A 12,969-nucleotide genomic window follows, 5' to 3' on the forward strand; every position below is an offset into this window, starting at 1 on the left:
AGGCGGCGGGCCGTCAGACCGGGGAAAATGAGACAGCCGTGCTCAGACGAACTGCACGGAGACGCTGCCGAGCGGGCCGAAATCGGCGTGGAGCGTATCGCCCTTGGCTGCCCAGACGGGCCGCGTGAACGAGCCGGAGAGCATGAGGTGGCCAGGCTCCAGCACCGTGCCGAAACGGCCGACCTTGTTGGCGAGCCAGGCGATGGCCATCGCCGGATGGCCGAGGACGCCGGCGGCGATGCCGGTCTCCTCGATCTCCGCGTTCCGGTAGAAGATGGCGCCCACCCAGCGCAGGTCGATCGCATCCGGCCGCACCGGCCGGCCACCCAGCACGATGCCTGCGGCCGCGCCGTTGTCGGCCACCGTATCCTCGATCTTGCGCGGGTTCTGGATGCGCGCGTCGATGATCTCGATGGACGGGACCACCCATTCCGTGGCGCGCAGCACGTCGACAAGGCCGATGCCCGGCCCCTTCAGCGGTTCCTTGAGGATGAAGGTCAGTTCCGGCTCGACGCGCGGCACGCAATAGTCCTCGAACCGGACCTTCGCGCCATCGTTGAGCAGCATGGAATCGAGCAGGTGCCCGTAATCCGGCTCGTCGATCTGCGAAGAGGCCTGCATGGCCTTGGAGGTGAGGCCGATCTTGTGGCCGATCAGCTTTGCTCCCCTGGCGACCTTGATCTCTGTCACCAGCGAGGAGATCGCATAGGAATCCTCGATCCGGATATCCGGAAAGGTCCGGGTCAGCTGCGGCGCGGGCGTTCGCGCCTCCTCGGCGGCGAGAAGGATTTCGGCCGCCTTGCGGCGGTCGGCGTCGGACAGCATGGCTCTTTCCTCCGGCTGGGAGACCGATCAGGTCCTGTCGGGAAACAGGCCGGCAAGAACCTCGCCGGCCAGGTTGAAGGCGGCGACCCCGCGGAACAGGGCGGCGATTGCCGCCGCCGCATGCAGTTCCTCGAGGGTGGCACCGGCCTTGATGGCCGCCTTGGCATGGTTGGTGGCGGCTTCCGATGTCTGGGTCAGCAGGATGGCGAAGGCCATGAGTTGCACGGTCTTCTGGTCGAGGGCATCCGGCGTCAGGGCCGTGATGCGCCAGTCCTCGATGGCGGCCACCACGTCGGGGGCGACCGCCATTCCCAGCTTCAGCCGCTTGGCGATGCGCGGCGGCGTGAAGCCGATCATGTCCTCGTAGCGCTTCTCGAGTTCTGCCAGCGACGGCAGGTGCTTGTCTGTCATGATGCGGCAATCCCTCGCTGCTGGCCCGCCACGTTCCGGCTTACTGGGGCGTCAGGCCGGCGGCCCGGACGATGCCCGACCACTTCTCGGACTCGGCCTTCAGAAACTGTCCGAAGGCCTCGCCCGACACCGTGCCCGGCTCGGCACCGAGTTCGGCGAAGCGGGCGCCGATGCCCGGCTCCTTCAGAACGGCGGCGGTGGTCTCCACCAGCACCTTCATGACATCGGCCGGAGTGCCGGCCGGCGCCACGAGACCAAACCAGGCCGACGCCTCGAAGCCGGCAACGCCCGCCTCCGCCATGGTCGGAAGGTCCGGATAGAGCGAGGAGCGGCTGGCACCGGCAACGGCAAGCGCGCGGATCCGGCCGCCGGCCACCTGCGGGCGCACCGCCGGCATATTGTCGAACATGAAGGGAATATGGCCGGCGACGAGATCGTTCATGGCCGGCGCCGCGCCGCGATAGGGCACGTGGACAATGTTGATTCCGGCCAGCGTCTTGAACAGTTCACCGGCCAGGTGATTGGTCGAGCCGGCGCCGGAGGAGCCGAAATGCAGCTTGCCGGGCTCGGCCTTGGCGAGCGCGATGAGTTCGGCCACCGAGGTGGCGCGAACCTGCGGATTGACCGCCAGAACGATCGGAACGGAGGCGGCAAGCGCGACCGGCGCGAAATCCTTCAGCGGATCGAAATTCATCCGCTGGAACAGCGAGGGATTGATGGCGAGCGGACCGGGCGCGGCCAGCAGCAGGGTGTAGCCATCCGCCGGAGAGCGGGCGACGCCCTCGGCGCCGACATTGCCGCCGGCACCCGCGCGGTTCTCCACGACCACCGGCTGCTTCCAGATCTCCGACAGGCGCTGGGCCAGAAGACGCGTGATGACGTCGTTGGAGCCTCCGGGAGGGAACGGCACGATGATGCGGACGGCCCGCTCCGGGAAGGCGGCAGCGGCCGGTGCGGCCACCAGGCCAACAGCCAGGAGTGCCAGGATGGCGGTCAAGAAGCGTCGGGTCATGCTTTCCTCCCTTACGATCATCGATTATAAGAAAATCATCGATTATCTGGTGCCACAGGGTGCCGGCCCGGTCAAGCAGGGGCATGATGGCCTCGCACCTGATCGGCTGGCAGAGGAGAACGAGCCGCCATGACACGGATCGCCGAGGGAGAGCCGCCCGCCTGCGCGAGCCCGGACCGCAACCCGCGACGCCCGCGCTTCGCCATGCCGCCGGGCGCCTGCGACACCCATGTCCATGTCTTCGGGCCGGCGGCGATCCACCCCTTCAGCCCGGCCCGCAGCTATACGCCCGAGGATTGCACGCCTGAGGACCTCGACGACCTCCATGTGGTGCTTGGCATCGATCGCGCGGTCATCGTCCATGGCGGGGCCCATGGCACCGACAACAGCGCGACGCTCGCAGCCCTCGACCGCCGGCCGGACCGTCTGCGCGGCGTTGCGGTCATCCCGTCCGGCCTGCCGCAGGCGACGATCGAGGACATGCACCGGCGCGGCATGCGCGGCTGCCGCATGTCCACCGTGGTCAGCGGCGGCGCCTCATTCGACCATCTGGCCCGTCTTGCCGACGAGACGCGCGACTTCGGCTGGCATCTGGTGCTGCATTTCCATCGCGCCCGCGAGCTCCTCGACGTGGAACCCGCGCTGAAGGCCTGCGGCAGTTCCTTCGTGCTGGACCATCTGGCACGCATCACCGCCGCCGAGGGGGTCGATTCAGCGCCCTTCGCCGCGGTTCTGCGCCTGCTCGATAGCGATCGCTGCTGGGTCAAGCTTGCCAGCCTCTATCGCCTGTCGTCCGAAGCCTATCCGCACGAGGACATGCTGCCGCTGATCCATCGGGTGGTTGAGCACCGCCCCGACCGAATCCTCTGGGGCAGCAACTGGCCGCACCCCATCTGCCCCGTGGCGATGCCGAACGACGGCGACCTCGTCGACCTCGTTCCCCTGTGGATACCCGACGAAGCCAACCGCAGGCTTGCTCTGGTGGACAATCCGGCCATGCTCTACGGATTCGCTCCCATCGATGGTTGAGAACCCCGGCCCGATGACCCTTCGCGAATCCGTCCCCGCCGCAGCCACCCTGACGACGACGCTGGCCGAACGGCTGCGCGCCGCCATCATGCGCGGCGACCTGGAGCCGGGCTCGAAACTGGTGCTCGACCGGATGCGCGCGAATTTCGGGGTGAGCCTCAGCCCTTTGCGCGAGGCGCTTTGCCGGCTGGAGAGCGAGGGGCTGGTCCAGGCCGAGGACCAGCGCGGCTATCGGGTCGCGCCCGTCTCGGCCGACAACCTGACGGAGGTGATCCGGTTGCGCGTCGAACTGGAAGGCATGGCTGCGCAGGAGGCGATCCGCCATGGCGACGCGGCATGGGAAGGGCGCATTCTGTCGGCCCTTCACCAGCTCGGCCGCGGCCCGCGCGGGCCGCGCACCCCGGAAGAACAGGAACTCTGGGAACAGCGCCACAGGGCCTTCCATGCCGAACTGATCTCGGCCTGCCGCATGCCGCTGCTGCGGCAGTTCTGCGAAACGCTGCACGACCGCAGCGACCGCTACCGGCGGATTTTCCTCAAGGATCATGCCCCTGACCGCGACGTGCCGGCCGAACATGCCGCCATTGCCGAGGCCATGATCGACCGCCGGCCGGACGATGCCGTCCGCCTGCTCGGCGACCATATCGAGCGCACCGGCCGCAACATCCAGGCGGCGCTGCGCCGGCAGGACCAGCGCGCGTGAACCGGAGGGGACGTTCGACATCGGACGAACGGCAGCTTGATCTGCCGGCCGCCTGCCCGGAATCTGCCGTCCTGCATGACGGCGAGCCAGACATGAACGCAAGACGCATCGACGAGGCCGGAGCACTGATCTTCGGCGGCACGGCCGGGATCGGCCTGGCGAGCGCCACGGCCCTGCTGCGCGCAGGCCTTCCGCGGCTGGTGATCGTCGGCCGCAATGCCGGGCGCGGCGCGGCGGCAACTGCCATGCTGTCCGAAAGCCATCCGGGCGCGGAGATCGGCTTCCTCGCCTGCGACGCCACCCAGCCGGACCAGGTGCAGGCAGCCGTCGAGTCAGCGGCCGGTGCCATGGGCCGGATCGACATCCTCGTGAGCTGTGCCGGCGGCGACCCCATGCCGCGGCTCCTCCACACGATCCCTCTCGACGCCGTCATGCCGACCATCGGGATGATCGCCGGCGGCGTCATCCTGCCGGCACGCGCCGTGCTGGCGCACATGACCGCGCAGGGCGGCGGCGCGATCATCTGCCTCGCCTCGGATGCTGCCAAGGTGGCGACGCCCGGCGAGACCGCGATCGGCGCGGCCATGGCCGCCATCGTCATGTTCTGTCGCGGCATGGCCAACGAGGCCAAGCGCAACGGCATTCGCGTCAACTGCCTCACCCCGAGCGTCGTCGGCGATACGCCGCTCTATGCTAAGCTCAAGGCCGATCCCTTCGCCGGGAAGCTGTTCGGCAAGGCCGAGACACTGGCAAGCCTCGGTGTTGTCGAGGCCGCGGACATTGCCGCCATGGTGGCCTTCCTCGCAAGTCCCGCCGCGGCGCGTGTCACCGGGCAGACCATCTCCATCACCGGTGGCATCTCGGCCGTCTGAGGCATCAAGGCCGGCCGAGGATCCGCCGTGCGCGGGCGGCATGCGGCGCATCCACCATGTGGCCATCGACCATGGCGACGCCGGTCACGGACTGTCCCAGAGCCGCGAGCACCCGCTCGGCCCAGGCCCGTTCCGCATCCGAGGGCCGGAACACCGCGTTGATGATGTCGACCTGCGCGGGATGGATGGCCGCCTTGCCGTCGAAGCCGTCCCGCCGGGCCTCCTCCGCCTCGGCGCGAAGGCCCTCGGGATGGCCGAGATCGGTGAAGACGGCATCGATGGCGAGGACGCCGGCGCGGCGGGCGGCCATCAGGCAGAGGTCGCGCGCAAGCCTGAACGGGCTCGAATAGCTGCCGTCGGCGCGGCGATTTGCGGTCGCGCCGAGGTCCGCAGCGAGATCTTCCCCGCCCCAGAGCAGCCCCTTCAGGCGCGGATGGCCCCAGGGCGCGGCAGCCAGCTGGAGAACCGACGAGACCGTCTCGGTGGCAACGACAAGAATGCCGGTGCGGCCCGTCTCCGGCTCCAGCGTGGCGATCCGGTCCGACAGGCGCGCGACATCCCCCGGACCCTCGCTTTTCGGCAGCATGACGAAGTCGGGGCGCAGGGGCACGACGGCGGCGAGGTCATCGTCGATCCACGGGGATGCAAGGCCGTTCACCCGCACGGCGATCCGTGGCCCCGAGCGGTCGCGGCGGGCAAGATGATCGGCGAGCACGGCCCGCGCTTCCCCCTTGGCCGAGGGCTGGACCGCGTCCTCAAGGTCGAGAATGACCGCGTCGGCCGGTGCCGTCACCGACTTCTCCAGCATCCGGGCCGAGCCGGCGGGCACGAATAGCAGGGAGCGCATGTCAGGCCGCCGGCTGCGGCCGCATCATCATCAGCGCCTGCCGGTCGCAGATCCCGCAGACGATGCCCTCCTGGTTCAGCGCCTCGTGGCGCAGCGTGACGATGCCCTCGCCCGGTCGCGACCGGCTCTCGCGCTTGGCCAGAACGGTCGTGCGGATGCGGATCGTGTCGCCCTCGAACAAGGGATGGGGAAACCGCACGTCGCTCATGCCGAGATTGGCGATGGTGGTGCCGAAGGTCGTGTCGTTGACCGACATGCCGACCATCAGGCCGAGCGTGAACAGGCTGTTGACCAGCGGCCGCTTCCACACGCTCCGGGCGGCAGCCTCATTGTCGATATGCACCGGCTGGGTGTTCATCGTCAGAAGCGAGAACCACTTGTTGTCCGCCTCGGTGATCGTTCGCGTCCACTCGTGCTCGAACACGCGGCCCGGCTCGAACTCTTCGTACCACAGTCCCGCCATGGCTCATGCCTCCTCTTCGGGGTCGATGTCGATCAGCGGGGCGCCGGCCGCGACCGTCTCCCCGACCGCGCAATGGATGCGGGCGATGCGGCCGGCATGCGGCGCGGCAAAGGTATGGACCAGTTTCATCGCTTCCATCTGGATGAGGCTCTGTCCCTTCTCCACGCGCGCGCCTGCCCGCACGAAAAGCCCCGTGACGATGCCCGGCAGCGGCGCCACGAGGTGGTTGTCTCCCGCCTGTTCGGCCGCCGCGGCCGCGCTGGCCTCGATGGCGAGCCCGATCCGCGCATCGATGGCAAGTCCGTGCCAGGAGGCCTGGACCCCGCCCGGAACCAGCCGGGCGAAGGCTGTGCCGGTGGGCGCTGCCTGCGTACCGTCGGCAAAGGTCACGGTCGCGCCGGCAGGCCCGCGCGCCACCACCGCCGTCACCTCGCCATAGGCGTCGGCAAGCGTGATGTCGCAGGTCGCCGGGCGGCGGCCGTTCATGATGCGGATGGCGCTCCGGCGCTGCCAGGGGCTAGCGTCCTGGTCATCGGGGCTGGCGTCTGTCCAGGCCAGCGCGGCCTCTGCCCGCACGGCGCGGACGAGGGCTGGATCGGGCGACCAGCCGCCCGGAAACGCCTCCGTAAGGAAGCCGGTCGTCAGGTGCCCGGACACGAAGGCAGGATAACCGACGCAGTCGCGCAGCAGGCCGGCATTGGTGCCGACCCCGAGCAGGGCGAGGTCCCGCAGCGCCTCGTCGAGCCGGGCCACGGCCGCCTCCCGATCCGGAGCGTGGACGATCAGCTTGGCGATCATGCTGTCATAGTGGAGGCCGACATCGGACCCTTCGGCGACGCCCGTATCGAACCGCACGCCGGACGGCACGCGGATCGCACTCACCCTGCCCGTCGCCGGCTGGAAGCCGCGGTCGGGGCGCTCGGCGGCGATGCGCGCCTCGATCGCGTGCCCGCGCGCGCGCAAGGCCTCCTGTCCCGCCGGCAGCGGCAGGCCGGCCGCCACCCGGACCTGCCATTCGACGAGGTCGATGCCGGTGATCGCCTCGGTGACCGGATGTTCCACCTGCAGGCGGGTGTTCATCTCGAGGAACCAGGGCTCGCTGCCACCGGCCTCCATGATGAACTCCACCGTTCCCGCGGAGGTGTAGCCGATCGCCCGGCCGAGACGCAGCGCCCGCTCGAACAGCGTCTCGCGCACCGCGTCCGGCAGGTGCGGGGCCGGCGCCTCCTCGAAGACCTTCTGGTTATTCCGCTGGACCGAACAGTCCCGCTCGAACAGGTGGACGAGGTTGCCGTGGGTATCGCCGACGAGTTGCACCTCCAGATGGCGCGGGCTGGCGACGAGCTTTTCGAGCAGCACGGTATCGTCCCCGAACGCGGCCCTCGCCTCGGCCTTTGCCGACTGGAGCGCCGCCGCAAAATCGGCAGGTCCGTCGACGCGCCGCATGCCGCGCCCGCCACCGCCGGCCGAAGCCTTGATCAGAACCGGATAGCCGATGATGCCCGCCTCCGCTTCGAGCCGCCCGGCCGACTGGTCATCGCCGAGATAGCCGGGCACGGTCGGCACGCCGGCACGGTCGGCGATCTTCTTCGCCTCGATCTTCGAGCCCATGGCGGCGATGGCGTCGGCGGTTGGACCGATGAACACGAGACCCGCCTCCGTGCAGGCCCGCGCGAAAGCCGCATTCTCGGACAGGAAGCCATAGCCGGGATGGATCGCGTCGGCGCCGCTTGCCCGCGCGGCCTGAAGGATGGCGGCAATGCTGAGATAGCTCTCCGCGGCCGCGGCCGGGCCGATCCGGATGGCCTGGTCGGCCTCGCGGACATGCAGCGCCCCGGCATCCGCATCCGAATGGACCGCAACGGTTGCAAGCCCGAGCCGCTGGCAGGTGCGGATGACACGGCAGGCGATCTCGCCCCGGTTGGCAACCAGCACGGACCGGATCGGACGGGGAGCGGTGGCAAACACGGTCATGGTCACATCCGGTAGACGGGGCGATGGCCCGGGACGGGCGGCTGCATGGCGCCCGTCGCCAGGCACAGCGAAAGTACCGCGCGCGTGTCGGCAGGGGCGATGATGCCGTCGTCCCAGACCCTGGCGGTGCAGAAATAGGGATTGGACTTCTCGTCGAACTGGCGCCGGAGCTCCGCCTCATAGGCGGCAAGCTCCTCCTCGCTGGCCGGGTGGCGCGAGATGCTGGCGCGCCTGAGATCCATCAGCACGGAAGACCCGACATCCGGGTTCATGCCGCCGAGCCGGGCGTTCGGCCACATGAACATGAAGCGGGGCCGGAAGCCGCGTCCGCTCATGCCGTAATTGCCGGCGCCATAGGAGCCGCCGGTGACCAGGGTGTATCGCGGCACGCGGGCATTCGAGACGGCGTAGACGAGCTTGGCCGAGTGCTTGGCGATGCCGCTCCGCTCTGCGTCCGAGCCGACCATGAACCCGGTGGTGTTCTGCAGGAACAGCAGGGGAATGCCGCGCTGGTCGCACAGGCCGATGAAATGCACGCCCTTCAGCGTGCTGTGGGAGAACAGCACGCCATTGTTGGCGATGATGCCGACGGGGAAGCCGTCGATGTGAGCGAAGCCGCAGAGCAGCGTCTCCCCGAATTGCGGCTTGAACTCGTGGAACTCGCTGCCGTCGACGATGCGGGCGATGATCTCGCGCTGGTCGAGGGGACGGCTGAGGTCGGCGCCGACGATGCCCGGCAGTTCGGCCGCGTCGTAGAGCGGCAGGCGGCTGGCGATGCGGTCGCGCGACAGCGGCTGGGGACAGTTCAGGGCGCCGACGATATCGCGCAGCTTCGCGATCGCGGAGCGCTCGTCCGGCGCATAGTGATCGGAGACGCCGGACACGGTCGTGTGCATCAGCGCGCCACCGAGCGTATCGCGATCGACCACCTCGCTGATGGCCGCGCGGACGATCTGCGGTCCTCCGAGATGGATCGAGGACGTGCCGCCCACCATGACGAACTCGTCGCAGAGGACCGGGATATAGGCCCCCCCCGCCGTCGATTCCCCGAACACGGCCGCGACCTGGGGAATGCCCTCGGCCGACATGCGGCTCTGCCGGTAGAACGTGCCACCGAAATGGTCCTGGTCCGGGAACACGTCCTCGAGGTTCTGCAGGTTGGCGCCGCCGCAATCGACCAGGTAGATGCAGGGCAGCCGGTTCTCCTGGGCGATGTCCTGCGCGCGGATGTGCTTGCGCACGGTTTCGCGGAAGAACGAGCCGCCCTTCACGGTGGCGTCGTTGGCGATGATCATGCAGGTCACGCCGCGCACCGTGCCGATGCCGGTCACGATGCCCGCCGATGGTAGCCCGTTGCTGTAGAGACCCCAGCCGGCGAGCGGCGAGAGCTCCAGGAACGGCGTCATCGGGTCGATCAAGAGGTCGATCCGCTCCCGCACCAGGATTTTCCCGCGCTGGTGATGGCGGGCGATCATCTTCGGCCCGCCGCCGGCCAGCGCCCAGTCGAACTTGGCGTCGAGGTCCGCCAGCAGGCCGGCATAGGTTTCCTCATTGGCCCGGAACACCGGGTCGTCGGGATTGGTGCGGCTCTTCAGGACAGCCATGGGGTGACCCTGTCTTGGGGGATGCTCGGGTCGTTGCGACCCGCAGCGCCGGGAAGGGGCAGGCTCGCCCGCAGGAGAGCGCGCATCGGTGAAAAACGGTTCGCGGACGCGCTCATCCCAGCCACCGCTTGCGGCGCCGGTAATGCTTGATGTTGCGGAACCGCTCGCGGCCCTCGGCGCCGGAGAAGCCGAGGTAGAATTCCTTGACGTCCTGATTGCTCTCGAGCTGCTCGCGCGTTCCGTGCAGCACGATGCGGCCTGCCTCCATGACATAGCCGTAGTCGCATTGGCGCACCGCCGCACGGGCGTTCTGCTCCACCATCAGGATGGTCAGCCCCTCTTCGCGCCGGATGCGGGCGATGGTCTCGAAGAGCTGTTCGACGAGGATCGGCGCCAGGCCCATGGAGGGCTCATCGAGAATGAGGATGCGCGGCCTGGCCATCAGGGCCCGGCCGACCAGCAGCATCTGCATCTCGCCGCCGGAGAGATAGCCGGCCGTGCGGGACATGAGGTCCGGAAGGCGCGGGAAATAGCCGAAGATCCGGTCGAGATCATCCTTCACGGCCTTCCGGTCGGAGCGCAGATGCGCCCCGACCATCAGGTTCTGCTCGACCGTCAGGTGTTCGAGGACCTTGCGGCCCTCCAGCACCTGCACGACGCCGCGGCCGAAAATCGCTGCGGCATCGGCATGGCGTATATCCTGACCGTCGAGCAGGATCTGACCGGACACCACCTCGCCGTGGTCGGTGGCAAGCAGGCCCGATATGGCCTTCAGCGTCGTCGTCTTGCCGGCTCCGTTGGAGCCGAGCAGCACGACCAGGCTGCCGTCCGGCACCTCGATGCTGACCGAACGCAGCACCTGGATGACGCCGGCATAGACCACGTCGACATTGGTCAGGGTCAGGCCCATGACGGTCTCCGTTCTTACCACTTGGCGAGGGCAGGCACGTCGATCCAGCCGGTGCCGAGCGGCACGATCCGGCCGCCGCGGACGATCTCCGCCGTGGCGCGGATCTGGCCGATGGGGAACGGCGCCGTGGTGTCGAAATCCAGCGTCGGCAGCGCGCCCATCAGTTCCTGCTCGGTATAAACATTGTCGAGCAGGGCCTGCCGCATCGCTTCGCCGGTGACGTTGTCACGACCGACCTTGGCGATGGCCTTCTCGAGCACGCGCAGGGCCAGAATCGCCTGGGCGGCGGACTGGGCCGTGATCAGGCCCCATTCGCCCTCCTTGCGGTGGCGCTGGTAGATGTCGCGCAGCGGCAGGCTCTCCTGTCCGGGAGGCGCGAAGGAGAAGGCCGAGTAGAAGCCCTCCATGTCGGCAAGGCTGGTGCCCTTCGCGACCTCGTTGAGGCCGTTATGGGTCGAGGTGACGACCGGGATGCGGGAGCCCAGTTCCTTCAGCGCCGCGGCCGTTGCCTGGACCTGCGCGGTCGTGCCGCCGACGATGATGACGTCGGGGTTCTGGCCGACGATGGTCCTGACGCTGCTGCTGAGGGAGACCGGCGCCGTGTCGGCCCATTGCGTGTCGAGCATGACGAAGCGCTCGGGATAGGTGCGGGCCAGCGCCCGCAGGCCGTTGATCTGGTCGACGAAACCGGCCTGGTTCTGCGTGCTGACAGAAGCGATCCGGAGCACGCCGCCCTTCTGCTGCTGCAGGTGCGACAGCAGGCCGGCGAACTCATGGCTGTAGGTCGGACGGATGGCGTAGTGCCAGCCGTTCTCCGACCAGACGAGGCCGACCATGGCCGTGCCGATCAGCATCGGCACCTTGTCGTTGGGCAGGCGGCGCATCAGCGTCGTCAGGTCGGGCGAGCCGAAGCCGAGATGCATGATCGGCCGTTCCGAGCGCAGGATGGAGGGCCAGGTGCGGGCGATCACGGCGGCGTCGTAGCGCATGTCGTGGATGCTGAGCTTGACGGTGACGCCGAGGCGCTTGCCAACCTCCTCGTTCCACCAGTCGGTCACCGCCCTGACGCCCGACATGGCATTGGGCATGACATTGGCGAAGGGGCCGGAGAAGTCGGCGCTCACGCTCATGACATATTCGGTGGCCCGGGCCGGCAGGCTCGCTGCCAGCAGGACCGCTGCCGCGATCAATCCCTTTCGGATTTTCATCGGTCTTCCTCCCTGGTTTCTCCGGTTCAGGCCGGATGCCGTCTCGCTCCCCTCCCCGCTCAGTTGCGGGGGAAGGGCCAGATCTGAAATGCGCTGCGCAGCACGGCCCATCGGTGCGCGAGGCCCCGGGGCTCGAAGATGAGGGCCAGGAGGATGCAGCCTCCCAGGATGATGGATGTGAGGGCGAACAGGACACCCCCGCCGGCGGCGCCCGCCTGCATCAGCGTGTTCGCCACCTTGTGCAGGCTCTCCTGCAGGACCGTGATGAAGACCACGCCGAGGATGGCGCCAAGCGGGCTGTGCAGCCCTCCGACAATGAGCATGCCGAGGTACCAGACGGAGGCGAACAGCGTGAAGCTGGAAGCCGTCACGAACTGGAGGAAATAGGCCATGCAGGCCCCGGCGATGCCGGCGAACAGCGAGCCGACGAAGAAGGCCATGACCTTCACGCGCAGCACGGGGATGCCCATGACCTCGGCGGCGACATCGTTGTCACGCACCGCCACCATGGCCCGGCCGAAGCGCGAATGCTGCAGGCGGCACACCGACACGGTGAGGATGGCGACGATCGCCAGCGTGAAATAGTAGAGCCGCGCCGGGCTGCCGAGGTCGAAGCCGAACAGGCTGAGCGGCTCCACCGGCATGCCGGCAAGCCCGCCGACCCAGTCGGCCGGCAGCGCATAGATGATGATCGGGAACATGGCCTGGGCGGCCAGCGTGGTGAGCGCAAGGTAGAGCCCCTTCACGCGCGCCGCCGGCAGCGCGAAGAGGATGGAGGCGAAGCCCGTCACCAGCGCCGCCAGCGGGATCACCAGCAGCACCGGCAGGCCCCATGTCGACAGCTTGGCCGCCGTGAAGGCGCCGACCCCGACGAAGGCCGATTGCGCGATGTTGATCTGCCCGGCCATGCCGACCGTGACATAGAGCCCGTAGACCGCCATCAGGGTGATGAACATTTCGGTGGCGATGCCGGTCAGGTAGGCCCCGGCGAAGACCGGCGCGCCGAGCAGCGTGACCGCGAGGATCATCGCCCAGGCCTGGGAGCGGCGGGTCTTCAGGACCCGCGTCTCGGCCGCGTAGCTTTGGAAATGGATACCGGTGGGCAGCATCG

At 68.6% G+C, this 12,969-nt stretch carries 14 protein-coding genes; 4 read left to right on the forward strand and 10 right to left on the reverse strand.

What is annotated here, in order from left to right:
• Nucleotides 1–42: 42 nt before the first annotated feature.
• The 3 genes from hpaH to ACTIFS_RS14105 are packed head-to-tail and all read right to left on the reverse strand — an operon-like array spanning nucleotide 43 to nucleotide 2,248.
• The gene (gene hpaH, locus ACTIFS_RS14095; RefSeq protein ID WP_439574743.1) at nucleotides 43–825 is read right to left on the reverse strand and encodes a 2-oxo-hept-4-ene-1,7-dioate hydratase; all 783 of its coding nucleotides are present in this window, start codon (nucleotides 823–825) and stop codon (nucleotides 43–45) included.
• Nucleotides 826–852: 27 nt separating this feature from the next.
• Nucleotides 853–1,236 (reverse strand): carboxymuconolactone decarboxylase family protein, encoded by a 384-nt coding sequence (locus tag ACTIFS_RS14100; protein WP_439574744.1) that lies wholly within the window; start codon nucleotides 1,234–1,236, stop codon nucleotides 853–855.
• 40 nt (nucleotides 1,237–1,276) lie between these two features.
• Nucleotides 1,277–2,248 (reverse strand): Bug family tripartite tricarboxylate transporter substrate binding protein, encoded by a 972-nt coding sequence (locus tag ACTIFS_RS14105; RefSeq protein ID WP_439574745.1) that lies wholly within the window; start codon nucleotides 2,246–2,248, stop codon nucleotides 1,277–1,279.
• Between ACTIFS_RS14105 and ACTIFS_RS14110 the strand changes: the two genes are divergently transcribed.
• From ACTIFS_RS14110 to ACTIFS_RS14125, 4 genes are all read left to right on the forward strand, one after another.
• Complete coding sequence (locus ACTIFS_RS14110; RefSeq protein ID WP_439574746.1) at nucleotides 2,223–2,381, forward strand: hypothetical protein; 159 nt, start codon at nucleotides 2,223–2,225, stop codon at nucleotides 2,379–2,381. The two genes, ACTIFS_RS14105 and ACTIFS_RS14110, sit on opposite strands and share 26 nt — an antisense overlap.
• Nucleotides 2,378–3,277, forward strand: a complete 900-nt coding sequence (locus ACTIFS_RS14115) for an amidohydrolase family protein (protein WP_439574747.1) — start codon at nucleotides 2,378–2,380, stop codon at nucleotides 3,275–3,277. The genes ACTIFS_RS14110 and ACTIFS_RS14115 overlap by 4 nt, the downstream gene beginning before the upstream one ends.
• A gap of 13 nt (nucleotides 3,278–3,290) precedes the next feature.
• Nucleotides 3,291–3,980 (forward strand): GntR family transcriptional regulator, encoded by a 690-nt coding sequence (locus tag ACTIFS_RS14120; protein ID WP_439574748.1) that lies wholly within the window; start codon nucleotides 3,291–3,293, stop codon nucleotides 3,978–3,980.
• 92 nt (nucleotides 3,981–4,072) lie between these two features.
• Nucleotides 4,073–4,852 carry an SDR family NAD(P)-dependent oxidoreductase gene (locus ACTIFS_RS14125; protein ID WP_439574749.1) on the forward strand — a complete coding sequence of 260 codons (780 nt, stop codon included), beginning with the start codon at nucleotides 4,073–4,075 and terminating at the stop codon, nucleotides 4,850–4,852.
• Between the two features lie 4 nt (nucleotides 4,853–4,856).
• Here ACTIFS_RS14125 and ACTIFS_RS14130 read toward each other — a convergent pair whose 3' ends face one another.
• The 7 genes from ACTIFS_RS14130 to ACTIFS_RS14160 all read right to left on the reverse strand — a co-directional run bounded on the left by ACTIFS_RS14130 (nucleotide 4,857) and on the right by ACTIFS_RS14160 (nucleotide 12,967).
• The gene (locus ACTIFS_RS14130; RefSeq protein ID WP_439574750.1) at nucleotides 4,857–5,699 is read right to left on the reverse strand and encodes an HpcH/HpaI aldolase/citrate lyase family protein; all 843 of its coding nucleotides are present in this window, start codon (nucleotides 5,697–5,699) and stop codon (nucleotides 4,857–4,859) included.
• A 1-nt stretch (nucleotide 5,700) separates the two neighbouring features.
• Nucleotides 5,701–6,162 (reverse strand): MaoC family dehydratase, encoded by a 462-nt coding sequence (locus tag ACTIFS_RS14135; protein WP_439574751.1) that lies wholly within the window; start codon nucleotides 6,160–6,162, stop codon nucleotides 5,701–5,703.
• Nucleotides 6,163–6,165: 3 nt separating this feature from the next.
• Nucleotides 6,166–8,136, reverse strand: a complete 1,971-nt coding sequence (locus ACTIFS_RS14140) for a biotin carboxylase N-terminal domain-containing protein (RefSeq protein ID WP_439574752.1) — start codon at nucleotides 8,134–8,136, stop codon at nucleotides 6,166–6,168.
• 2 nt (nucleotides 8,137–8,138) lie between these two features.
• A complete protein-coding gene (locus ACTIFS_RS14145; RefSeq protein ID WP_439574753.1) occupies nucleotides 8,139–9,740 on the reverse strand; it encodes an acyl-CoA carboxylase subunit beta in 1,602 nt (533 codons plus the stop codon).
• A gap of 112 nt (nucleotides 9,741–9,852) precedes the next feature.
• Nucleotides 9,853–10,650 (reverse strand): ABC transporter ATP-binding protein, encoded by a 798-nt coding sequence (locus tag ACTIFS_RS14150; protein ID WP_439574754.1) that lies wholly within the window; start codon nucleotides 10,648–10,650, stop codon nucleotides 9,853–9,855.
• A gap of 14 nt (nucleotides 10,651–10,664) precedes the next feature.
• Nucleotides 10,665–11,858: an ABC transporter substrate-binding protein gene (locus ACTIFS_RS14155; RefSeq protein ID WP_439574755.1), complete on the reverse strand. Its 1,194-nt coding sequence runs from the start codon at nucleotides 11,856–11,858 to the stop codon at nucleotides 10,665–10,667.
• Nucleotides 11,859–11,917: 59 nt separating this feature from the next.
• On the reverse strand, nucleotides 11,918–12,967 hold the full coding sequence (locus tag ACTIFS_RS14160) for a branched-chain amino acid ABC transporter permease (protein WP_439574756.1): 1,050 nt from the start codon (nucleotides 12,965–12,967) through the stop codon (nucleotides 11,918–11,920).
• Between the last annotated feature and the right edge of the window lie 2 nt (nucleotides 12,968–12,969).

The organism is Phreatobacter sp. (assembly GCF_051860605.1).
GTDB lineage: Bacteria > Pseudomonadota > Alphaproteobacteria > Rhizobiales > Phreatobacteraceae > Phreatobacter.

Coding starts and splice junctions, on each gene's coding strand:
- ACTIFS_RS14155 (WP_439574755.1), bottom strand. CDS start 11,858: ATGAAAATCCGAAAGGGATTGATCGCGGCAGCGGTCCTGCTGGCAGCG.
- ACTIFS_RS14135 (WP_439574751.1), bottom strand. CDS start 6,162: ATGGCGGGACTGTGGTACGAAGAGTTCGAGCCGGGCCGCGTGTTCGAG.
- ACTIFS_RS14130 (WP_439574750.1), bottom strand. CDS start 5,699: ATGCGCTCCCTGCTATTCGTGCCCGCCGGCTCGGCCCGGATGCTGGAG.
- ACTIFS_RS14115 (WP_439574747.1), top strand. CDS start 2,378: ATGACACGGATCGCCGAGGGAGAGCCGCCCGCCTGCGCGAGCCCGGAC.
- ACTIFS_RS14110 (WP_439574746.1), top strand. CDS start 2,223: ATGGCGGTCAAGAAGCGTCGGGTCATGCTTTCCTCCCTTACGATCATC.
- ACTIFS_RS14140 (WP_439574752.1), bottom strand. CDS start 8,136: ATGACCGTGTTTGCCACCGCTCCCCGTCCGATCCGGTCCGTGCTGGTT.
- ACTIFS_RS14125 (WP_439574749.1), top strand. CDS start 4,073: ATGAACGCAAGACGCATCGACGAGGCCGGAGCACTGATCTTCGGCGGC.
- ACTIFS_RS14145 (WP_439574753.1), bottom strand. CDS start 9,740: ATGGCTGTCCTGAAGAGCCGCACCAATCCCGACGACCCGGTGTTCCGG.
- ACTIFS_RS14105 (WP_439574745.1), bottom strand. CDS start 2,248: ATGACCCGACGCTTCTTGACCGCCATCCTGGCACTCCTGGCTGTTGGC.
- hpaH (WP_439574743.1), bottom strand. CDS start 825: ATGCTGTCCGACGCCGACCGCCGCAAGGCGGCCGAAATCCTTCTCGCC.
- ACTIFS_RS14100 (WP_439574744.1), bottom strand. CDS start 1,236: ATGACAGACAAGCACCTGCCGTCGCTGGCAGAACTCGAGAAGCGCTAC.
- ACTIFS_RS14150 (WP_439574754.1), bottom strand. CDS start 10,650: ATGGGCCTGACCCTGACCAATGTCGACGTGGTCTATGCCGGCGTCATC.
- ACTIFS_RS14160 (WP_439574756.1), bottom strand. CDS start 12,967: ATGCTGCCCACCGGTATCCATTTCCAAAGCTACGCGGCCGAGACGCGG.
- ACTIFS_RS14120 (WP_439574748.1), top strand. CDS start 3,291: ATGACCCTTCGCGAATCCGTCCCCGCCGCAGCCACCCTGACGACGACG.